Below are 22,676 nucleotides of genomic sequence, written 5' to 3'. Positions count from 1 at the left end.
GGGCGGTCAGAGGCGATCGGGCAAGCGTAACTCTTTCAGATTCCCTTCCAGCACCAAATCCGTTTTCAGCGTGGCGACCTGCCGGCAAATCTCTGCCATCTGCTGATGTTCCTGAAGCTTCTTCTGCCACTTTGTCGGCACCGAGGCAAGCTGCTGATAGACAGCGTCCAGCGTACCAAACTCCCTTAACAGCTCCGCCGCGCTTTTGGCGCCAATTCCCGCTACGCCTGGGATCTTACTGCTGCTAATGCCTGCCAGCCCCCAGTAATCGGTCAGCTGTGCGGGCGACACGCCAAATTCCGCGTCGATAAAAGGCACATCCAGCCAGCGTTTCTGGAAATAATCACGGATCTGGATCGCGGGTGCCAGCAGCTGGCAATAGCCTTTATCGGTCGAAACGATGGTGGCCTGATGGCCGCCAGCCGCCACTTTGCAAGCCAGCGTGGCCGCCAGATCGTCTGCTTCTTCACCGGCAACCTGCCAGCAGGCCACGCCAGCGGCAGCGAAAGCGGCGCGCAGCAGCGGCATCTCCTCATGCAGGCTGTCCGGCATTGGCGTGCGGCCGGCTTTGTAGCCCGGCAGCAGCTGATGTCGCCAGCCTTCATGACGTTCGTCATCGTCAAACACGGCCACCGCATGGGTGGGATTGCTGTGGCGGATTAACTGGTGCAGGGCGTTGACGCAGGTTTCCTGGCACGGGGAACCCTGCACAGCATGGATACGGCGGATCAGGTTCAGGGCATCAACAATCAGCAAATGAATAGTCATAAGTACCACGAAGGCGGAGCGACCCAAGAGCCGCTCCGGTTGGGAGTGTTATTTGATGATTTCGTAGCAGGGGATGTAGGCCGTGCCCGGCAGCTTCATGCGGTGTTGAGCAACAAATCCCTGTAACAAATCGTCCATGCGGCGCATCATTTCCGGATCGCCATGCAGCTTATACGGGCCTTTTTCTTTAATCGCCTTGATGCCCATATCCTTCACGTTCCCGGCAACGATGCCCGAGAAAGCCCGGCGCAGCGCGGCCGCAAGCTGCTCGGCAGGCTGGTCAGGGTGAAGATTCAGGTTGGCCATATTTTCATGCGTTGGCATAAACGGCACCTGAAGATCCGGCGCGATACGAATCGACCAGTTAAAGCTGTAAGCATCACCCGTTTCACGGCGGTGCTCTTTCACTTTCGGCATCGCTTGCTTCATTAGTCGAGCCACTTCCGGCGCATCATCAATGATGATGGTGTAGTGCTGGCGGGCCGCTTCGCCCAGCGTGCTGACGATAAATTCATCCAGCACGTTAAAGTAGTCTGCACTCTCTTTGGGGCCGGTCAGGATCAGCGGCAACACCTGATCCTGATTGTGCGGATTCATCAAAATACCCAGCAGGTAAAGCAGCTCTTCAGCCGTTCCTACGCCGCCTGGGAAGATGATGATGCCGTGGGCGATACGGACAAACGCTTCAAGGCGCTTTTCAATATCCGGCATGATAATCAGCTCATTGACCAGCGGGTTCGGTGGCTCAGCGGCAATAATGGACGGCTCGGTCAGACCAATAAAGCGACCTTCTTTATAGCGCTGCTGAGCATGGCCCACCGCCGCGCCTTTCATTGGCGCTTCCATCACACCCGGCCCACAGCCGGTGCAGATATTCAGCTCACGTAAACCTAACTGCGAGCCGACATTACGGCAGTATTGATATTCCACCGCGTTAATTGAGTGGCCACCCCAGCACACCACGGTATTGGGTTCTTCGCCAATATGCAGCGCACGGGCGTTGCGCAGGATTGAGAACACCATATTGGTCAGCTGCACGGTGTCTTCAATATCCAGATTCTGGAAACGTTCGTTGCTGTTGAGCTGGCCGTTTACAAACAGAATATCGCGCAGCACCGCAAACAGGTTGGCCTGCAGGGAACGAATAATCCGGCCATCAACAAAGGCCTCTTCCGGTGGATTGATCAATTCCAGCTTCACGCCGCGCTCACGACGCAGGACGTTGATATCAAAATTCTCAAAACGAGAAAGCAACTCATGGCTGCTGTCGGTCTGACTTCCGGAGTTAAGTACGGCAAGAGAACAGTTGCGGAATAACTGGTAAAGGTCGCTGCTGGCAGTCTGCTTCAGCATATCGACTTCCAGTTGAGACAGCAGATCCATTGAGCCCAACGGGCTGACATGTGTAATCAAATTAACTCCTTTACACCCATCCGGGTGATCGTCACTCCATGGTCTGACCCGCTAAAACAGGCCGGACGCGGAGAGTAAAATCCCTGAGCCCGGTGATTACCTGAGCCCACTCCAGAGTAGCCTTGTCAGCAGGGATTTAACAAGGTGTCGCGCGATGCTTATGCGGCGCGGCGCGCAAAACTTCGTGGATTACTGGCGGACCAGCCGAGAATGCCCCGGTCTGAACTCGCCATTGCTGCGCCATGGGTTGATATCCAGGCCACCGCGTCGGGTATAACGGGCATAGACGCTGAGCTTTTCCGGCTTACAGAAGCGCAGGATGTCGTTAAAAATACGTTCGACGCACTGTTCGTGAAATTCGTTGTGATGGCGGAAAGAGACCAGGTAGCGCAGCAGAGCTTCGCGCTGGATGCGCGGCCCGCGATAGCTGATCTGCACCGAGCCCCAGTCGGGCTGATTGGTGATCAGGCAGTTAGACTTCAGCAAATGGCTGACCAGCTGCTCTTCCACAATTTCCGGCTGCGTTGCCTGCTCAAGGTAATCCGTGGTGAACTGGTAATTATCAATTTCGATATCCTGTTCATCAATACAGGAGCCAGCAAAATGGCCAATCGGCTGGCCTTCCACTTCCTGCAGGCGGAACAGGGCGACGGTGACCTTACCTTCAGCACAGGCGCTGAGGTCGCGTTCCAGCGCGGCCCGCACGTCGCCCCAGTCGGCAAATTTGGTCTGATTGAAGCTGTTCAGATAGAGCTTGAAGCTTTTGGATTCGATCAGGTTGACGCTGTCGGCCTGCAGGGTGATTTCGCCCACCGCGACCTGTGGCAGGCCTTTCGCGTTCAGCCAGGACAGCTCATACAGTGTCCAGATATCGGCACCGTGGAAGGGCAGGCTATCGGGATACAGACCCAGAGGTTCGCGATTCATGCTGCGCGGAACGGCTTGCAGTAAAGAGGGTTGGTATTTATCGTGGTATTCTGTTGGCTTGCCGAGCGTCAGGTTGCTTAGCGCCTGATGTGGATCCGTTAAAGACATCGTAATAACCTTATGGCCTGCCGTTTGCAGGCGGTAGAGCAGAATGCAGAGATAGCCTTAGTGTAACTCAGGCTACAGAGAGTGAAAAAAGAATGATTGAAGAAACCAGCCGTGCCTTAACCGAGTTTACGCAAAAATATTGTGACGAATGGGACCGTGTATGCGGCCATCCGCCAGCCAGCGTGGAATTACTGGGTGTGCCTTCACCTTGCGTGCAGCAGACCGGTGCCGACGAACTTTACTGGCTGCCGCAGCCGTTCACTCTGGCGCAGAACCTCGAAGCGGTTGAACGCGCCATTGAGTTCCGCATCCAGCCTTCCGTTGCCGCCTGGTACAGTACGCAATTTGCGGGCGATATGACGGCCACGTTTGGCGGAAAAGCCTGCACCTTGCTGCAAACCTGGAGCGAAGAGGATTACCTGCGGGTGCAGGAAAATCTTATCGGCCATCTGGTGATGAAGCGTCGCTTGAAACAGTCGCCAACGCTGTTTATCGCCACCACGGATTCGGAGCTGGAAGTGATTTCGGTCTGCAATCTGACCGGCGAAGTGATTCTGGAGCAGTTGGGAACGGAAAAGCGCAGTCTGCTAGCGCCTGATTTGGAACAGTTTATCGCTGAGTTGCAGGTTGAACTGCCGGCAGGCCGAAAAGGGTAATTTTTCTGTGAGACATCTCTCACACTCGCTGTGAGAGATCGCTAGAAATATCGCGGGCATATGAACAGGTTTTTTCACTAATTGATTATTAATCAACGCGATAGTGCTTCCACCTTGCCAGCTTCACCTCAATTACCCCGGATTTTAACGCCAGCCATATTGTTTGCTTATGTCAATTTGGCAAAATAGCCTAATCAGAACGGATTCTGTGACTTAAGGATTGAGTCAGGACCCCCTCTGGATGAGGTTGCAAGGAAATCTTCAGGATGAAGAAAGGATGTCTCAGGATGAGATCAGGGACACCTCCAGGATGGAGAAGTGAGCTGTCAAAGACGATAGCGAGACAGGACGCAAGGGATTATCACCAGAAAGGTGATTTGTAAGGAAAACTGGGGACAAAGTTATCAAGGACGAGCAGGGAGCATTAGCGTGGCGGGATTGCTGCAAACGAACCGGGAGCACTGTTATTACAGTGCTCCTTTTTTTTGTCGCTATTTTCCCAATCCGGGCGCGAGTGGTATGCTTGCGGCCATTAAAAACCGGATAACAGGGAGCAGCCAATGAGCCGCGAACAACAGGTTCTGCTTCGCCTTCAGGCGATTGAACAACTACTGCACGATAAAGGGCTGTGGCAGTCCATCCCACCTGAAAGCGAGGCTTTCAACAGCGTGGAACCTTTCTGCGTCGATACCATGATGCCGCTGCAATGGCTTCAGTGGATCTTCCTGCCAAGAATGCATGCGCTGATCGATGCCGGCACCGAACTGCCGGTGAAATTAGCCCTCGCGCCGTATTACGAAATGGCCCTTGAAGCCGATATGCCCGAGCGCACCAGCCTGCTGCATGTCCTTGTCGCGCTGGATGATCTGTTTGAGCATGATGCCTGATGCTTGAGATCCTTTATCAGGACCAGTGGCTGGTTGCCGTCAATAAACCGGCCGGCTGGTTGGTCCACCGCAGCTGGTTAGATCGCCATGAAACGGTGTTCGTGATGCAGACCCTGCGCGACCAGATTGGTCAGCATGTTTTCACCGTACACCGGTTGGATCGCCCGACGTCCGGCGTGCTGCTGCTGGCGTTATCGAGCGAGGTAGCGCGCCTGCTGTCGCAACAGTTCGAACAGCATGCGATGCAGAAAACCTACCATGCGGTGGTCAGAGGCTGGCTGGAAGGGGAAGAGACCCTCGACTATGCGCTGACCGAAGAGCTGGACAAAATCGCTGATAAATTCACTAACCCGGACAAAGCGCCACAGCCTGCGGTAACCCACTGGAAATCGCTGGCCAAAGCAGAGCTGCCGGTCGCGGTCAGTCGTTACGACTCTTCGCGCTTCAGTCTGGTCGAACTCAAGCCTGAAACCGGGCGCAAACATCAGCTGCGCCGTCATTTACGCCATCTTCGCCATCCGATTATCGGCGACAGCGCGCACGGCGATCTGAAACAAAACCGTAGCGCGGCGCAGCACTTCGGCATGAAGCGTCTGATGCTGCATGCCAGCGAGCTGAGTCTGCTGCATCCGGTTACCGGTGAACCGCTGGTACTGCGTGCCGGCCTCGATTCGGTGTGGCAAGGGTGCATGACCGCCTTTTGTTGGCAGGAGTGCCTTCCGCATATCCCAAGGGTTGAGTTTGTGGCGGCTAACCTGCAGGATAGTCCCTCAGAATAAGCGCCAGCAATGGAGAAAAGCATGGCTCAGGTAGGTATTTTTGTAGGCACCGTTTACGGTAATGCGCTGCTGGTGGCGGAAGAGGCTGAACCTCTGCTGATCGACCAGGGACATCAGGTTAAGATTTTTGAAGATCCGACGCTGGATGACTGGCAGCGTTATGCCGATCATGTGGCGCTGATTATCACCTCCACCACCGGTCAGGGTGATTTGCCGGACAGCATCGCTCCGCTGTTTCATGCCATCAAAGACAAGCTGGGCCATCAGCCGACGTTGCAGTACGGTGTGATTGCGTTGGGCGACAGCAGCTACGAAGATTTCTGTGGCGGCGGCAAGAAGTTTGATGCCCTGTTGCAGGAACACAGTGCTAAACGCGTGGGTGAGGTGCTGTTAGTGGATGCGACTGAGAACCCGGAACCGGAAGAGATCACTTCTCCGTGGATTGAAGACTGGGCAAAGCAGATCGGCTAAACCGTTGACGCTTTTCCCGACGCCGGTTGGGTCGGGCGCATCCTGGCATCAATAGCCGGATGCGCTCGCTGTTTGTCTCAGCCGTCAATCAGGTGACTGGCGCAGGGTTAAACACCGCCAGCGCATTGTGAATACCCCATCGATCGGACCAGGTTTGTTTACGTCCGCTGGCAATATCCAGAATCAGCTCAAACAAGCGCGTTCCCACCTGCTCAATACTCTCTTCTCCCGTGGCAATCGTTCCGGCATTAATATCCATCAGGTCGAACCATCTGTCGGCCAGCGCGTTGCGTGTCGCCATTTTGATCACCGGGATGGCGGCCAGGCCATAGGGTGTTCCCCGTCCGGTGGTAAACACCTGCAGGGTAATACCGGACGCCATCTGCTGCGTTCCGCAAACAAAATCACTGGCCGGGGTGGCGGCGTAGATCAGCCCGCGTCGGGTCGGACGCTGCCCTGGCGAAAGCACCTCTACAATCGGGCTGCGGCCGGATTTAGCGATCGAACCCAGCGCTTTTTCGACCACGTTGGCCAGCCCGCCTTTTTTATTGCCTGGCGAAGGGTTGGCGCTGCGGTCGGTCTGACCCATATTCAGGTAGTCGTCGTACCACGCCATCTCTTCCAGCAGGCGTTTGCCCACTTCTTCATTGATCACCCGTGGCGTCAGCAGATGAATGGCATCACGCACTTCCGTTACTTCAGAAAACATCACGGTGGCTCCACAGCGCACCAGCAAATCAGAGGCATAGCCTACGGCCGGATTCGCGGTCACGCCGGAGAAGGCGTCGCTGCCACCGCACTGCATACCGATAATCAATTCCGAAGCCGGAACCGTTTCGCGCTGCCGCTGATTCAGGCGCTGCAAATGCCGACGGGCCACCTGCAGGATATCGTCGACCATCGACTCAAATCCGATATGCTTTTCATCCTGCAGGCGCACAACATCTTCTTCGCCCAGCGAAATGGTCTGCACGTCGGGCGTGCCTTCCAGCAGGCGCTCAGGCTGAAGTTTCTCGCAGCCCAAACCGACCACCATCACTTCTCCACCGAAGTTGGCGTTCAGCGCCAGGTTGTGAATAGTGCGGATCGGCACGACGGCCGCGGGCGCGTTGATCGCCACGCCACAGCCGTACAGGTGATTTAATGCCACCACGCCATCAACGTTCGGGAACGCGGGCAGCAGGTCGCGCTCAATGATCTTCACCACATAATCGACCACACCCGCGACGCAGTGAACGCTGGTGGTGATGGCCAGCAGATTGCGCGTGCCGACGCTGCCATCCGCATTGCGGTAGCCTTCAAAGGTATAGCCTTCCAGCGGCGGCAATGCCGGGGGAATATTGTTCGCGAGAGGCAGGCTGGACAGCTCCGGCGCTTCGGGCAGCACCACCAGCGATTCGTCAATCCAGCCACCGCGTGAGATATCCCTCACCGCATAGCCAATCACTTCGCCATAACGAATAATATTCGCGCCTTTGGCAATATCACTGAGAGCCACTTTGTGACCCTGAGGAATATGTTCTTTTAGTACCAACCCGCAAGGAAATTCAGTTCCCGCCACCAGGCCGTTATTATTTACCACGATGGCAACGTTATCGTTCTCATGGACCTTTATATAAAGGGGCGGATCGTTTTTTTGAATGTTCATTGCTCGACAATTCCTGAAAATAAGTAAGGTAAGCGTCTTTTATTCTCTCCGTGATGAACGATGCGTCCTTTTGTGCCTGAATCGTATTCTGCTGCCAAACAGTATAAAAGCCCGCCCGGTGGAAAACATTATGCAGATGTCCGACATACTGGCGGATGAGCAGGACTTTTTCTGGCATACGTACAGATATCAGTGAGAACGCTCACAAAGGCAAGGGGAAAGCCACCGGACTGTGACCGCCCACGCAGAACGGTCGGGTTCCGTGAGCCACCCCGCAAGGGGTTGTGCATATGCCATAAGAATATGAATATTTATGGCTTTTTATAGGGCTATTTACCGATGTATTCCGTTTGGGCTGTTCCTATACTTTTTAGCGAACAGAACGATGAGATATTGCCACGCTGCGTGAAAACTATTCTGCCAAATTAATCGCTGTGTTTAACCCAACATCATTCTGATACCCAACGCGATGTGTATGCAGTTCAGAGTGAAAGTAGCCTGACCGCTATATTTCAGGAGTGCATCATGAATTCAATCAGTAGTGCTGCGAGCGCCGTGCAAAAAAGAACAAATGCTCGCTACTGGATAGTGGTGATGTTATTTATCGTCACCTCTTTCAACTATGGCGACCGGGCGACCATCGCCATTGCCGGTTCCGCCATGTCCAAGGATATCGGGCTCAGCTCGGTAGGCCTGGGTTACATCTTCTCCGCATTCTCATGGGCCTATGTGGTTGGCCAAATTCCGGGAGGCTGGCTGCTGGACCGCTTCGGGTCTAAACGCGTCTACTTCTGGAGTATCTTCCTCTGGTCACTGTTCACCTTACTGCAAGGCTTCGTGGATCTGTTCAGCGGCTTCACCATTATCGCTACGCTGTTTATGTTGCGATTCCTGGTCGGCCTGGCAGAGGCACCTTCCTTCCCGGGCAACAGCCGTATTGTTGCGGCCTGGTTCCCGGCGCAGGAACGTGGCACCGCGGTCGCTATCTTTAACTCCGCACAGTACTTCGCCACGGTGATCTTCGCGCCGATTATGGGCTGGCTGGTCTCTTCCGTTGGCTGGGCGCACGTATTCTGGTTTATGGGTGGCCTCGGCATCATCCTCAGCTTTATCTGGCTGAAAGTGATCCACGATCCAAACGACCATCCGGGCGTCAACAAAGCCGAGTTGGAGTACATGGAGCAAGGCGGTGCGCTGATCAATATGGATCAGAAAAAAGAAGAACGTAAGGTGAGTTGGGCTGAGAAAAGGCATCAAATCAAACAGTTAGTCACCTCGCGTATGATGGTCGGCATCTACCTGGGCCAGTACTGCATTAACGCCTTAACCTATTTCTTTATCACCTGGTTCCCGGTCTATCTGGTGCAGGCGCGCGGCATGTCGATTCTGAAAGCCGGGATGGTCGCCTCAATCCCGGCGATCTGCGGCTTCCTTGGCGGCGTGCTGGGCGGGATTATTTCCGACTGGCTGATGCGCAAAACCGGCTCGCTGAATATCGCCCGTAAAACCCCGATTGTGCTCGGCATGTTGCTGTCGATTTCGATGGTGGTGTGTAACTACGTCGATACCGAATGGGTGGTGGTGTTCTTTATGGCGCTGGCGTTCTTCGGTAAAGGGATTGGTGCACTGGGCTGGGCGGTGATGGCGGATACCGCGCCGAAAGAGATCAGTGGCCTGAGCGGCGGTCTGTTCAATATGTTCGGCAACATCTCCGGCATCATTACGCCAATCGCCATCGGCTACATCATTGCGTCTACCGGCTCGTACAACGGTGCGCTGATTTATGTGGGTATCCATGCTTTTGTCGCCGTGCTGAGCTATCTGGTGCTGGTACAGGATATCAAACGCATCGAACTGAAACCTTTGTAAGGACGCGTTATGACCACGCAAAGCAGCCCTGTCATTACTGAGATGAAAGTCATTCCGGTGGCGGGCCACGACAGCATGCTGTTGAACATCGGCGGCGCGCATGGCGCCTTCTTCACCCGCAACATTGTGGTGTTAACGGACAGCGCCGGGCACACCGGCGTCGGGGAAGCGCCAGGCGGCGAAACCATTTACCAGACGCTGGTCGATGCCATCCCGCAGGTGATCGGTAAAGAAGTGGCCAGGATGAACAGCCTGGTGCAGCAGGTGCACAAAGGCAATCAGTCTGCGGACTTCGATACCTTTGGCAAAGGCGCCTGGACCTTCGAACTGCGGGTTAACGCGGTGGCTGCGCTGGAAGCCGCGCTGCTGGATTTACTGGGCAAATGCCTGAATGTGCCGGTGGCTGAACTGCTTGGACCCGGTAAACAGCGCGATGAAGTGACGGTGCTGGGCTACCTGTTCTACGTCGGCGACCGGGAGAAAAGCGATCTGCCGTATCTGGCGGGCGAGAAATCTGGCCACGACTGGTATCACCTGCGTCATCAAAAGGCGATGGACAGCGCCGCCATTGTTCGCCTGGGGGAAGCCGCACAGGATAAATATGGCTTCAGGGACTTCAAGCTGAAAGGCGGCGTTTTACCTGGCGAGCAGGAAATCGATGCCGTCAAAGCGATGAAGAAGCGATTCCCGGATGCGCGGATCACCGTTGATCCAAACGGTGCCTGGCACCTGGATGAAGCCATCGCGCTGTGCAAAGACCTGCAGGGGATTCTGACCTATGCCGAGGATCCCTGCGGCGCAGAGCAGGGCTACTCCGGCCGCGAAGTGATGGCGGAATTCCGCCGCGCCACCGGTTTGCCGGTCGCCACCAATATGATTGCCACTAACTGGCGCGAGATGAATCACGCGGTGATGCTGAATTCGGTCGATATCCCGTTGGCGGATCCGCATTTCTGGACCTTGAGCGGCGCGGTGCGCGTGGCGCAACTCTGTGATGACTGGGGCCTCACCTGGGGCTGTCACTCCAACAACCATTTCGATATCTCTCTGGCGATGTTTACCCACGTTGCCGCAGCCGCACCGGGTAAGCCGACCGCCATTGATACCCACTGGATCTGGCAGGAAGGCGACCAGCGCCTGACCAAAAATCCATTACAGATCCGCCAGGGCAAAATTGCGGTTCCGGACGCACCGGGGCTGGGCGTTGAGCTGGACTGGGCGCAAATCGAGAAGGCCCACGAACTCTACAAAACGTTGCCTGGCGGCTCCCGTAATGACGCCACGTCAATGCAGTATCTGGTCCCCGGCTGGACCTTCGATCGTAAACGTCCGGCCTTTGGACGCTGAACCCTGACAGGTAAGGAAGAGTTATGAACGCGATGACAGGAACCCCGTTAGTCACCGAAATGCAGGTTATCCCGGTGGCCGGTCACGACAGCATGTTGCTGAATCTGAGTGGCGCGCACGCGCCGTTTTTCACCCGCAATATCGTGATCATCAAAGACAACTCCGGGCACACTGGCGTGGGTGAAATTCCCGGCGGCGAGAAAATTCGTAAAACGCTGGAAGACGCGGCGCAGCTGATTATCGGCCACGGGTTGGGCGAATATAAAAACCTGCTGAGCCACGTGCGCGAAACTTTCGCCGATCGTGATGCCAGCGGCAGGGGAAATCAGACCTTCGATCTGCGCACCACCATTCATGTGGTTACCGGCATTGAAGCGGCGCTGCTGGATCTGCTGGGTCAGCACCTCGGCGTTAATGTGGCTTCGTTGCTCGGTGACGGTCAGCAGCGCGACCAGGTCGAAATGTTGGGCTACCTGTTCTACATCGGCGACAGCCGTAAGACCGACTTGCCTTACCAAAGTCAGCCCGAAGACAGCTGCGACTGGTATCGCCTGCGCCATCAGGAAGCGCTGAGCCCGGAAACGGTCGTGCGGCTGGCTGAAGCGGCCTACGAGAAATACGGCTTTAACGATTTCAAACTAAAAGGCGGCGTGCTGGCAGGCAGCGAAGAGGCCGAAGCGGTGACCGCGCTGGCTAAACGCTTCCCGCAGGCGAGGATCACCCTCGATCCGAACGGCGCCTGGTCACTTAACGAGGCGATTGCGCTGGGCAAGCAGCTGAAGGGCGTGCTGGCGTATGCGGAAGATCCCTGTGGTGCCGAGCAGGGCTATTCCGGCCGTGAAGTGATGGCCGAGTTCCGCCGGGCAACCGGACTGCCGACCGCCACCAATATGATTGCCACCGACTGGCGGCAGATGGGCCATACTTTGTCCTTGCAGTCGGTCGATATTCCGCTGGCTGATCCGCACTTCTGGACCCTGCAAGGTTCGGTTCGCGTGGCGCAGATGTGCCATGACTTTGGCCTCACCTGGGGTTCGCACTCCAATAATCATTTCGACATTTCGCTGGCGATGTTCACCCATGTGGCCGCCGCCGCGCCTGGCAAAATTACCGCCATCGATACCCACTGGATTTGGCAGGAAGGCAATCAGGGACTGACCCGACAACCGCTGCAAATTAAAGGCGGACGGGTGCAGGTTCCGCAACAACCGGGACTGGGCGTGGAGCTGGATATGGATAAAGTCATGCAGGCTCACCAGCTCTATCTGAAGCACGGACTGGGCGCGCGCGACGATGCGCAGGCCATGCAGTTCCTGGTGCCGAACTGGACCTTCGACAATAAACGCCCGTGTCTGGTGCGCTAATTTTCTTTCACAGGAGTTACTGATGAGCTACGTAAACAACCCCAACAGCTTCCGTCAGCGCCTGCTGGCCGGTGAAACCTTAATTGGCAGCTGGTGTGCCATGGCTAACCCGCTGACCACGGAAGTGCTTGGGCTGGCCGGTTTTGACTGGTTAGTGCTGGACGGTGAGCATGCGCCGAATGACATCACCACCTTTGTGCCGCAGCTGATGGCGCTGAAAGGCAGCCACAGTGCGCCGGTGGTACGTCCACCGACCAACGAGCCGGTGATCATCAAACGCCTGCTGGATATCGGTTTCTCCAACTTCCTGGTGCCTTTTGTCGAAACCGAAGAGGAAGCCATCCGCGCGGTCGCCTCCACCCGTTATCCGCCAGCCGGGATCCGTGGCGTCTCAGTTTCGCACCGCAGCAACATGTACGGCACGGTGCCGGACTACAACAACACCATCAACGATAACGTGACGGTGCTGGTGCAGATTGAAACCCAGCTGGGCGTCGACAACATTGATGCGATTGCTGCGGTCGACGGCGTGGACGGCATTTTTGTCGGCCCTGGCGACCTGTCCGCCGCGTTGGGCTACCTCGGCCAGCCCGCGCATCCGGAAGTGTTGAAAGTGATCAAATACCTGTTCGAGCGGGCCAAAGCCGCTGGCAAGCCAAGCGGTATCCTGGCGCCGGTCGAAGCCGATGCCCGTCGTTATCTGGAGTGGGGCGCTGGATTTGTTGCTGTAGGCAGCGACGTTGGCGTTTTCCGTGGTGCCACGCAGGCGCTGTGCGACCGCTTCAAAAAATAATCCCCCGAATCTGGAGAAGAAAAAATGAAAATTGGCTTTATTGGTCTGGGCATCATGGGCAAACCCATGAGCAAAAACCTGGTGAAAGCAGGTTACTCGTTAGTGGTTCGCGACCATAACCGCGAAAACGAAGCTGAGCTGGTAAGCCTGGGGGCGACGGTGGCCGGCAGCGCGAAAGAAGTGGCCGAGCAGAGCGATGTGATCATCACCATGCTGCCTAACTCACCCCAGGTGAAAGAAGCCCTGCTCGGTGAAGACAGCGTGATCCAGGGCGCAAAACCGGGCACTATCGTGATTGATATGAGTTCCATTGCGCCGCTGGCCAGCCGTGAAATTCACGATGAGCTGGCGAAGAAAAGCATCTCGCTGCTGGATGCGCCGGTTAGCGGCGGCGAACCGAAAGCGATTGAAGGCACGCTGTCGGTGATGGTCGGCGGCGATAAAGAGCTGTTTGATCAGTGCTACGACATCATGAAAGCGATGGCGGGCTCGGTGGTGCACACCGGCGATATTGGTGCCGGTAACGTCACCAAGCTGGCAAATCAGGTGATTGTGGCGCTGAACATTGCCGCCATGTCCGAAGCGCTGACGCTGGCTACCAAGGCGGGCGTGAACCCGGAACTGGTGTTCCAGGCGATCCGTGGCGGTCTGGCCGGCAGCACCGTGCTGGAAGCCAAAGCGCCGATGGTGATGGATCGCAACTTCAAGCCTGGTTTCCGTATCGATCTGCATATCAAGGATTTAGCCAATGCGCTGGATACCTCTCATGGCGTGGGCGCGCAGCTGCCATTAACGGCGGCGGTGATGGAGATGATGCAGGCGGTGAAGGCCGATGGCATGGGCACGTCCGACCACAGCGCGCTGGCTTGCTACTATGAGAAGTTAGCGAAAGTGGAAATCACTAAATAGCCTATGGTCCGGCTTGTCCGCAGGCCGGTATCTGCACTTTTGGTTGAGGCCAGGTCAACGCGCCAGGAAACCGTATGAAAATAGTAATCGCACCGGATTCATATAAAGAGAGCCTGTCGGCTCAGCAGGTCGCCACGCAGATCGAGCTGGGGTTTCGCGAGATATTTCCCGACGCGCACTACGTTAAGCTGCCGGTAGCAGATGGCGGAGAGGGAACTGTCGAGGCGATGGTAGCGGCAACCAAAGGCAAAATAATTGAGCTTGATGTCACTGGCCCGCTGGGCGAAACGGTGAGCGCTTTTTACGGCTTATCCGGTGACGAAAGCTGCGCATTTATTGAGATGGCGGCGGCCAGCGGGCTGGAGCTGGTGCCGGCCGCCCAGCGCGATCCGCTGATCACCACCTCTTATGGCACCGGCGAGCTGATCCGTAACGCGCTGGATAAGGGTGTTGAGCACTTTATTATTGGCATCGGCGGCAGCGCCACCAATGATGGCGGTGCCGGGATGGTGCAGGCGCTGGGTGCACAGTTGCTGGACACGGACGGCCAGCAGATTGGTTATGGCGGTGGACAGCTGCTGGCCCTGGCCCGCATTGATATGAGCCAGTTCGATTCCCGCATTAAACACTGTCGCTTTGAAGTGGCCTGCGATGTCACCAATCCGTTGCTGGGTGAAGAAGGCGCGTCGGCCATTTTTGGTCCACAAAAAGGCGCAACGCCAGAACTGGTGAAACAGCTGGATAGCGCGCTGGCGCATTACGCCGGGGTGATCCGCCGCGATCTGGATAAAGATGTGCTGACCATTGCCGGCGGCGGCGCGGCGGGCGGCATGGGCGTGGCATTGCACGCTTTCTGCCAGGCAGAACTGCGTCGCGGTATCGAAATCGTTACCGAAGCGTTAGGGCTGGATGCGCTGGTGAAGGATGCGACGCTGGTGATCACCGGTGAAGGCCGAATCGACAGCCAGTCCATTCACGGTAAAGTGCCTATTGGCGTGTCTCAGGTGGCGAAACGCTATAACAAACCGGTGATTGGTATTGCGGGCAGCCTGACCAAAGACGTGGGGATCGTGCATCAGCATGGTCTGGACGCGGTGTTCAGCGTGATTTACAGCATCTGCACGCTGGAAGAAGCGCTGGATAATGCCGCCGAAAACGTGCGTTTAAGCGCGCGCAATATTGCGGCGACGCTGGCAATAGGGCAAAAACTCTGACGGTTATCAGGCCGCTGTTTAGCGGCCATCCGGGCTTAGAGACCCAACCGATTTTTCGCCAGTCTGGCCACATTTTCCATCTCATCCAGCAGTTCAAACAGCTCCGGTTCCACCGCATCAATGCTGTCATGGGCGCGCAGGCCTTGTTCCAGCTGCAGACAAAGCTGCTTCAGCCTTGGCACGCCGCTGTAGCTGGCGCTGCCGTGCAGCTTATGAACAATGTCACGTAGCGCCAGCGTATCGTCAGACGCCATATAACTCTCTACCAGCCCCTTCACCTCCGGCAGGAAGTCCACCAGCATTTGCAGCAGATCGCGCGCCAAATCCGGCTTATTCGCCGCCTGACGCAGCGCCAGCTGCCAGTCCAGCGACGCCGGAACATCCTGCAATTTCGCCGCCACCGCCAGTAATCCCGGCGTATAGCGCGCCAGCAGCTGGCTCAGTTTGGCTTCATCAATCGGCTTGGCGAGGTAGTCGTTCATCCCGGCTTCAATCAGGTGCTCTTTCTCACCATCCAGCGCATGAGCAGTCACCGCCACAATCGGCGTGGAGGCGTGCTGCGAATAACTGCGGATGATTTCGCTGGCGCGGATGCCGTCGATATCCGGCATCTGAATATCCATCAGGATAATGTCCAGATTGCGCTGCTGCGCCTGCTTGATCGCCGCTTCACCGCTGTCGCACAACACGATATTTTCAACCTGCTCTTCCAGCAGCGCGCCAATCAGCTTGAGGTTGGCCGGATTATCATCCACCGCCATCACCGTCAGCGGCAGGCGCAGACGGGCAGGGAGGTAGACCGCTTCGCGGGTGTGGTTCTCAATCAGTACCGGCAGCAAACGCGTCAGGCTGACCGGCTTAATCAGGCAGGCGTTGACGCCGCGAGACTTCAGCTCCTCGGCATAAATCTGCATCTGGCAAGGCAGGGCCATGATCAGGTTATCGGCGCGTTTCAAGGCGGGTAGCAGCAGCTCGGCGGAGATTTCCCGGTCGGCCTGTTTGGTCACCGGCAGGCCCAGCAGCAGGGCATCAAAATGCCCGTCCGGCAGGCCATCCAGCGTGGTGCTGTAGCTGATGTTCATCTGCGTGGCGCCGAGCATTTCAAGCGTCGCTTTTGCCGCGGCACTGTTGGCTTCAACATACGCCAGGCGTTTACCGATCAGGCAGTCCGTTGCCCGGCGATCGCTATTGGCATTCGGATTCAGCGCCAGGTTGATATTGAACCAGAAGGTGGAACCCTGATTCATCCGGCTGTGCAGCGAGATTTCCCCGCCCATTTCGTTCACCAGCTTTTGGGTGATCACCAGCCCAAGCCCGGTTCCGCCATGGCGACGGGAAATGCTGGCGTCGGCCTGACGGAACGCCTGGAACAGCTGCGACTGCTGCTTCTCGGAGATGCCAATACCGGTATCGTGGATCTGCACTTCCAGATTCACCCGGTTAGTGCTCAGCGAACGCAGCTCAATACGGATATCGATGTTGCCCCGCTCGGTAAATTTGATCGCGTTGCCTAACAGATTGATGATGATTTGCTGCAGGCGCAGCGGATCGCCGATGGTGTTATCCGGCACCTCCGGCTGAATGCTGAGCGTTAATTCCAGCCCTTTTTCATGGGCCGACTGCGCCAGCAGCACCACCACTTCATCCAGCGTGTCGCGCAGCGGGAACGGGATGGTTTCCAGCACCAGCTTGCCCGCTTCCAGCTTGGAAAAGTCGAGCACGTCGTTGATGATGCTTAACAGGTTATTGGCAGACCGCTCGATGGTGTGCAGATAGTCGCGTTGGGTAATATTCAGCGGGGTTTTCAGCGTCTGGCGGGTAAAGCCGATCACGCCGTTCAGCGGCGTGCGCAGCTCGTGCGACATATTTGCCAGGAACTCGGACTTGATCCTCGCAGCTTCCTGCGCGCGCTTTTTGGCTAAATCCAGCTCCACGTTCTGGATCTCCATCTGCTCCAGCGTTTCGCGCAGATCGGAGGTCGCCTGGTCGATATTTTGCTGCATCTCTTCGTGGTAGGCGGTTAACGACATGGCCATCGAATTGATGCCGTTCTTCAGCATATCCAGCTCACCGAGCATATTGCCGTTGACCCGGCTGTCCAGCTGGCCGCGACGAATGCGGTCAACGGTGCTGACCATATCGCGGATCGGGCTGGTGACATCGCGCATCAGGCGATAGGCAAAGTACATCGCCAGACACAAACAGAGCAGCAGCAGCAGAGTGGAGACAAATACCTCCTTATATTGCTGCAAGCGCACCGACTGCAGATCTAATTCAATCGCCACATAGCCGAGGGGATTGCCGTCGGGTTTGGCATCTTCGCCGGGTGACTCGTCGGGATAATAGCTTTCAGAGACAATTGGCGTGCGCAGAATGACCGAATTGCCTTCGCGCTGATAGCTGAATAAATTCGACAATTTTTGCCCGGCCGGCAGCCGCAGCTTATCGGCGTCGGTATGAAAGTTCGAGGTGACGAATAGCTGATTTTGCGCGTCAAAAATCGAAATAGAGCGGACGATTTCCGAGTGGCGACGGTGCAGCAGGCTGACCAGCTGCCTGACCGACTCTTTACTGTGAAAGGTCATGCCATATTCACTGGCAACCGCCAGCGGCTCGATGATGTTGGCGCCCGCGTCCACTAACTGGTTCTGCAGCTCGTTATAGCGATGTACGATGAAAAACGTACTTAATAACAGGCCAATCATCAGCGTCGGGGCCAGTATTAAAATCATCATCCGTGCCCGCAGGCTATATTTGGTCATAAACTTCCTTAAGAAAATCTCTTTCGCCCGGCCATCACGCGGGTCGAATTAATCCGTATGCTGGTGTAGGCTACGCACGCTTTTTAGTGGCTGACACAGCTGATTACTTTCGGGACAGGCGAATAATGGCGCAATTCTACTCTGCAAAACGGCGCGTGACGACCCGCCAGATCATCATAGTGACGGTTAATGACCTCGATGGATTTGGCCAGGGCGTGGCCAGGCATAATGGTAAAGCGCTGTTTATCGCAGGCGCGCTGCCGGGTGAGCAGGTGGAAGTCGATATCACCGAAGATAAACGCGCCTGGGCCAGGGGGAAAACGCGCAAAATCCTCAAGGCCAGCCCGGACCGCGTCACGCCAAAATGCCCGCACTTCACCGAATGTGGCGGCTGCCAGCAGCAGCACGTCTCACCTGCTTTACAACAGAGCAGCAAAGCCCAGGCGCTGTCGCGTCTGTTGAGCCAGCAAACCGGTCAGCCGGCCGAGGTCGATACCATCCTTTCCGGTGAGGCGTATGGCTATCGCCGTCGTGCCCGGCTGGGCCTCAGCTACCAGCCGCGCAGCAAAACGCTGCAAATGGGATTCCGCAAGGCGGGCTCCAACGATCTGGTCTCTCTGACGCAATGCCCTATTTTAAAGCCCGAACTTAATGCATTGATCGCGCCGCTGCATCAGGTGTTGAGCACTTTACACGCAGTCAGCACCTTAGGGCATATCGAGCTGGTGCTGGCCGATAACGGCCCGCTGCTGGTGTTGCGCCATCTTGAGCCATTAATTGCTGAGGATCGTGAAAAACTGGAACAGTTTTCGCATAAGCATAAGGTGGCGTTATACCTGGCAGCAGAAAGCGATACGCTGGAGCAGGTAAATGGGGAGATGCCGTTCTACCGCATCCATGACCTGACCCTGACGTTCAGCCCGCGCGATTTTATTCAGGTCAACGGCGCGCTGAACGAGCAAATGGTAAGCCAGGCGTTAGCATGGCTCGATTTACAACCGGAAGATCGGGTGCTTGACCTGTTTTGCGGCATGGGAAACTTCACGCTGCCTGTAGGAAAAGTCGTTAAAAATGTTACGGGTGTGGAGGGCGTTGCAGCATTAGCGGCAAAGGGTGGTTATAATGCCGCCCTGAATAATCTGAATAATGTCAGCTTCTTTCAGCACAATCTGGAAGAGGACGTGACGCGGCAGCCATGGGCCGCAGAGGGATTTAACAAGGTGTTATTGGATCCGGCCCGTGCCGGGGCGGCAGGCGTGATGGATCACATCATTAAACTTGCGCCCGAACGCGTGGTCTATGTTTCCTGTAATCCGACTACACTTGCTCGGGATAGTCAGAGTCTTCTGACCTCCGGCTACCAATTGGAAAGGATTACGCTGCTTGATATGTTTCCGCATACCGGGCACGTGGAATCCATGGTGTTATTTAGCCGAAAATAGGCGCCCGGACGGGCGTCAAGGCAGGAGAGGATATGGTTGCGGTAAGAAGTGCACATTTGAATACGGCTGGCGAGTTTGCACTCGACCAATGGATCACCAGTTTGGGGATCTCTAATCCGCAGTCATGTGAACGACTGGCCGAGACCTGGCGCTATTGCGAAGAAGCCACCCGGAATCATCCTGACGCGGCGTTGCTGCTGTGGCGAGGCGTTGAGATGGTGGAAATCCTCTCAATGCTCAGTATGGACAACGAAAGCCTGCGGGCTGCGCTGTTGTTCCCACTCGCCAACACCCACGTCGTCTCTGAAGAGGTGCTGGAAGAGCACTTCGGTAAAGCCATTGTCTCACTGGTGCACGGCGTGCGTGATATGGACGCCATCCGCCAGCTGAAAGCCACCCACAATGATTCCATGGCGCCTGAGCAGGTGGATAACGTCCGCCGGATGCTGCTGGCGATGGTGGAAGATTTCCGCTGCGTGGTGATCAAACTCGCCGAGCGCATCGCCCACCTGCGCGAAGTGAAGGATGCGCCGGAAGATGAGCGCGTGCTGGCGGCGAAAGAATGTACCAATATCTACGCGCCGCTGGCGAACCGCCTCGGCATCGGCCAGCTCAAATGGGAACTGGAAGATTTCTGCTTCCGCTATCTGCATCCCGACGAATACAAACGCATCGCCAAATTGCTGCATGAAAGGCGCATCGATCGTGAAGGTTACATCGATACCTTTGTGCAATCCCTGCGCACGGAGATTGTGAAAGAGGGCGTCAAGGCAGAAGTCTATGGTCGTCCGAAACACATCTACAGCATCTGGCGCAAGATGCAGAAAAAGTCGCTGACCTTTGACGAGCTGTTTGACGTGCGCGCGGTGCGTATCGTGGCCGAACGCCTGCAGGATTGCTACGGTGCGCTGGGGATTGTGCACACGCTCTATCGCCATCTGCCCAGCGAATTCGACGACTACGTCGCCAATCCGAAACCGAACGGTTACCAGTCAATCCATACCGTGGTGCTGGGGCCGAAAGGCAAAACCGTTGAAGTGCAGATCCGTACCCGCCAGATGCATGAAGATGCCGAGCTGGGCGTCGCCGCGCACTGGAAATACAAAGAGGGTGGCACCGGCGGCAATGCGCGCGGTGCGGCAGGTCATGAAGAACGTATTGCCTGGCTGCGTAAGCTGATTGCCTGGCAGGAAGAGATGGCGGACTCCGGCGAAATGCTGGATGAGGTGCGTAGCCAGGTGTTTGACGATCGGGTGTATGTGTTTACCCCGAAAGGCGACGTGGTGGATTTGCCTGCGGGTTCAACCCCGCTCGACTTTGCCTATCATATCCACAGCGATATCGGCCACCGCTGCATCGGTGCCAAGATCAGCGGGCGCATCGTGCCCTTTACCTATCAGCTGCAGATGGGCGACCAGATCGACATCATCACCCAGAAGCAGCCGAACCCAAGCCGCGACTGGCTGAACCCGAACCTCGGGTATGTCACCACCAGCCGCGGGCGCTCAAAAATTCATGCCTGGTTCCGTAAGCAGGATCGTGACAAGAACGTGGTGGCGGGTCGTCAGATCCTCGACAGCGAGCTGGACCATCTTGATATCAGCATGAAAGAGGCAGAGAAGCTGCTGCTGCCGCGCTACAACGTTAACTCGCTGGACGAGCTGCTGGCCGCCATCGGCGGTGGCGATATCCGCCTTAACCAGATGAGCAACTTCCTGCAGTCGAAGCTGCACAAGCCCAGTGCTGAGGAAGAAGATCGCGAGGCGCTGCGTCAGCTCACGCAGAAATCAGCGGCACCGCGCAGCAAAGAGAGTGGCCGGGTGGTGGTCGAAGGCGTCGGCAATCTGATGCACCATATCGCGCGCTGCTGCCAGCCCATTCCGGGCGACGATATCGTCGGCTTTATCACCCAGGGACGCGGGATCTCGATCCACCGCGCCGACTGCGATCAGCTGACCGATCTGACCTCGCATGCGCCGGAACGGATTGTTGATGCAGTGTGGGGCGAAAGCTACTCCAGCGGTTATTCGCTGGTGGTGCGCGTCACCGCCAACGATCGTAGCGGCCTGCTGCGCGATATCACCACCATTCTGGCCAATGAAAAGGTCAACGTGCTGGGTGTTTCCAGCCGCAGCGACACCAAAAAGCAGCTGGCGACCATCGATATGGATATTGAGATCTACAACCAGCAGGTGCTCGGAAGGGTGATTGCGCGGTTGAACCAGGTTCCAGACATCATCGACGCCAGGCGCTTGCATTAATTTGTCAGGTGGCGACTTTACTTGCCAGTTTGCGTCCCGGCAGTGCTCGTCCAGGTCACATACTCATGTATGCTCCCAGGCCTGTGCGCTGGCGGGACGCAACCTGACTGCGACAGTTACGCCACGACGTTGTTAAAGATACGTTCACATCAAGAACGACAACCCTCTGGCTGTCAGTTCTTGCCAATCTGATTATGGAAAATGTTATGAATGCACTCGATCGCCTGCTGGGCATCATGAAAACCCTGCGCGATCCTGAAGGCGGTTGCCCGTGGGACCGCGAGCAGACTTACGCCACCATCGCGCCTTACACCCTTGAAGAAACCTACGAAGTGCTGGATGCCATCAGCCGTGAAGATTTTGACGATCTGCAGGGCGAGCTGGGTGATTTGCTGTTCCAGGTGGTGTTTTATGCGCAGATGGCCAATGAAGAAGGGCGCTTTAACTTCGACGATATCTGCAACACTATCAGCGATAAGCTGGAACGCCGCCATCCGCACATTTTTGCCGACGTGAAGGTTAGCGGCAGTCAGGATGTGCTGACTCACTGGGAGCAGATTAAAACCCGTGAGCGGGCAGAGAAAGCGCAGCATTCGGCACTGGATGATATCCCGCGCGCGCTGCCGGCCTTGATGCGCTCGCACAAAATTCAGAAGCGCTGCAGTAACGTCGGCTTCGACTGGCATACGCTTGGGCCGGTGCTGGACAAAGTGTATGAAGAGATCGATGAAGTGATGCATGAGGCTAAGCAGGCGGTCGTCGATCAACAGAAGCTGGAAGAGGAAATTGGCGACCTGCTGTTTGCCACGGTGAATCTGTCGCGGCATCTGGGCAGCAAAGCCGAAATCGCGCTGCAAAAAGCCAACGACAAATTCGAACGCCGCTTCCGTCAGGTTGAGCAGATCATTGCCGATCAAGGGCTGGCGATGCAGGACGCAACGCTCGAACAGATGGAAGCCGCCTGGCAGCAAATCAAAGCCCGCGAGTAATAGCTGACTCGATTCAACAAAAGTGTGACTTGTATCAACCTCCGCCGCCGGCAAATCGGGTAATATTTT

General features: G+C 56.3%; 18 protein-coding genes. 13 read left to right on the top strand and 5 right to left on the bottom strand.

Translation table 11 applies throughout. The features are described from left to right. Positions 1-6: 6 nt before the first annotated feature. The 3 genes from xni to queF form a co-directional block, all read right to left on the bottom strand. Positions 7-768, bottom strand: a complete 762-nt coding sequence (xni, locus tag EBC_RS19545; RefSeq protein ID WP_013203579.1) for a flap endonuclease Xni — start codon at positions 766-768, stop codon at positions 7-9. Positions 769-816: 48 nt separating this feature from the next. Beyond that, the gene (gene ppnN / locus EBC_RS19540) at positions 817-2,181 is read right to left on the bottom strand and encodes a nucleotide 5'-monophosphate nucleosidase PpnN (protein WP_013203578.1); all 1,365 of its coding nucleotides are present in this window, start codon (positions 2,179-2,181) and stop codon (positions 817-819) included. Positions 2,182-2,370: 189 nt separating this feature from the next. Then, entirely contained in the window at positions 2,371-3,216 is an 846-nt protein-coding gene (gene queF, locus EBC_RS19535) for an NADPH-dependent 7-cyano-7-deazaguanine reductase QueF (protein WP_013203577.1), read from the bottom strand. 92 nt (positions 3,217-3,308) lie between these two features. Between queF and syd the strand changes: the two genes are divergently transcribed. The 4 genes from syd (at position 3,309) to EBC_RS19515 (ending at position 6,009) form a co-directional block, all read left to right on the top strand. Continuing rightward, positions 3,309-3,872, top strand: a complete 564-nt coding sequence (gene syd / locus EBC_RS19530) for a SecY-interacting protein (RefSeq protein WP_013203576.1) — start codon at positions 3,309-3,311, stop codon at positions 3,870-3,872. 560 nt (positions 3,873-4,432) lie between these two features. Continuing rightward, complete coding sequence (locus tag EBC_RS19525) at positions 4,433-4,759, top strand: YqcC family protein (RefSeq protein ID WP_013203575.1); 327 nt, start codon at positions 4,433-4,435, stop codon at positions 4,757-4,759. Then, positions 4,759-5,538 (top strand): tRNA pseudouridine(65) synthase TruC, encoded by a 780-nt coding sequence (truC, locus tag EBC_RS19520; protein WP_013203574.1) that lies wholly within the window; start codon positions 4,759-4,761, stop codon positions 5,536-5,538. Before EBC_RS19525 ends, truC begins: the two co-directional genes overlap by 1 nt. 21 nt (positions 5,539-5,559) lie before the next feature. Beyond that, positions 5,560-6,009 (top strand): flavodoxin, encoded by a 450-nt coding sequence (locus tag EBC_RS19515; RefSeq protein ID WP_013203573.1) that lies wholly within the window; start codon positions 5,560-5,562, stop codon positions 6,007-6,009. Positions 6,010-6,097: 88 nt separating this feature from the next. Here the strand turns inward: EBC_RS19515 and garD are convergent, their stop codons facing one another. Further along, entirely contained in the window at positions 6,098-7,657 is a 1,560-nt protein-coding gene (gene garD / locus EBC_RS19510) for a galactarate dehydratase (RefSeq protein WP_013203572.1), read from the bottom strand. 525 nt (positions 7,658-8,182) lie between these two features. Here garD and EBC_RS19505 point away from each other — a divergent pair. From EBC_RS19505 to EBC_RS19480, 6 genes are all read left to right on the top strand, one after another. Beyond that, positions 8,183-9,526: an MFS transporter gene (locus EBC_RS19505; protein ID WP_013203570.1), complete on the top strand. Its 1,344-nt coding sequence runs from the start codon at positions 8,183-8,185 to the stop codon at positions 9,524-9,526. Positions 9,527-9,535: 9 nt separating this feature from the next. Then, positions 9,536-10,873 (top strand): enolase C-terminal domain-like protein, encoded by a 1,338-nt coding sequence (locus EBC_RS19500; RefSeq protein ID WP_013203569.1) that lies wholly within the window; start codon positions 9,536-9,538, stop codon positions 10,871-10,873. 23 nt (positions 10,874-10,896) lie between these two features. Beyond that, positions 10,897-12,237 carry a glucarate dehydratase gene (gene gudD, locus EBC_RS19495; RefSeq protein WP_013203568.1) on the top strand — a complete coding sequence of 447 codons (1,341 nt, stop codon included), beginning with the start codon at positions 10,897-10,899 and terminating at the stop codon, positions 12,235-12,237. 22 nt (positions 12,238-12,259) lie between these two features. Further along, on the top strand, positions 12,260-13,030 hold the full coding sequence (gene garL, locus EBC_RS19490; protein WP_013203567.1) for a 2-dehydro-3-deoxyglucarate aldolase: 771 nt from the start codon (positions 12,260-12,262) through the stop codon (positions 13,028-13,030). 24 nt (positions 13,031-13,054) lie between these two features. Next, a complete protein-coding gene (gene garR / locus EBC_RS19485; RefSeq protein ID WP_013203566.1) occupies positions 13,055-13,939 on the top strand; it encodes a 2-hydroxy-3-oxopropionate reductase in 885 nt (294 codons plus the stop codon). Between the two features lie 74 nt (positions 13,940-14,013). Beyond that, entirely contained in the window at positions 14,014-15,153 is a 1,140-nt protein-coding gene (locus tag EBC_RS19480) for a glycerate kinase (RefSeq protein ID WP_013203565.1), read from the top strand. Between the two features lie 35 nt (positions 15,154-15,188). Here the strand turns inward: EBC_RS19480 and barA are convergent, their stop codons facing one another. Next, complete coding sequence (gene barA, locus EBC_RS19475; protein ID WP_013203564.1) at positions 15,189-17,915, bottom strand: two-component sensor histidine kinase BarA; 2,727 nt, start codon at positions 17,913-17,915, stop codon at positions 15,189-15,191. Positions 17,916-18,040: 125 nt separating this feature from the next. Here barA and rlmD point away from each other — a divergent pair, with 125 nt between their 5' ends. The 3 genes from rlmD (at position 18,041) to mazG (ending at position 22,607) form a co-directional block, all read left to right on the top strand. After that, the gene (gene rlmD, locus EBC_RS19470) at positions 18,041-19,357 is read left to right on the top strand and encodes a 23S rRNA (uracil(1939)-C(5))-methyltransferase RlmD (RefSeq protein ID WP_013203563.1); all 1,317 of its coding nucleotides are present in this window, start codon (positions 18,041-18,043) and stop codon (positions 19,355-19,357) included. Between the two features lie 32 nt (positions 19,358-19,389). Next, complete coding sequence (gene relA, locus EBC_RS19465) at positions 19,390-21,618, top strand: GTP diphosphokinase (RefSeq protein WP_013203562.1); 2,229 nt, start codon at positions 19,390-19,392, stop codon at positions 21,616-21,618. A 206-nt stretch (positions 21,619-21,824) separates the two neighbouring features. Next, positions 21,825-22,607 (top strand): nucleoside triphosphate pyrophosphohydrolase, encoded by a 783-nt coding sequence (mazG, locus tag EBC_RS19460; protein WP_013203561.1) that lies wholly within the window; start codon positions 21,825-21,827, stop codon positions 22,605-22,607. Positions 22,608-22,676: the final 69 nt, after the last annotated feature.

Origin of the sequence: Erwinia billingiae Eb661 (genome assembly GCF_000196615.1) — a bacterium.
Lineage (GTDB): Bacteria > Pseudomonadota > Gammaproteobacteria > Enterobacterales > Enterobacteriaceae > Erwinia > Erwinia billingiae.
This window is presented reverse-complemented; position numbering and strand designations above follow the sequence as displayed.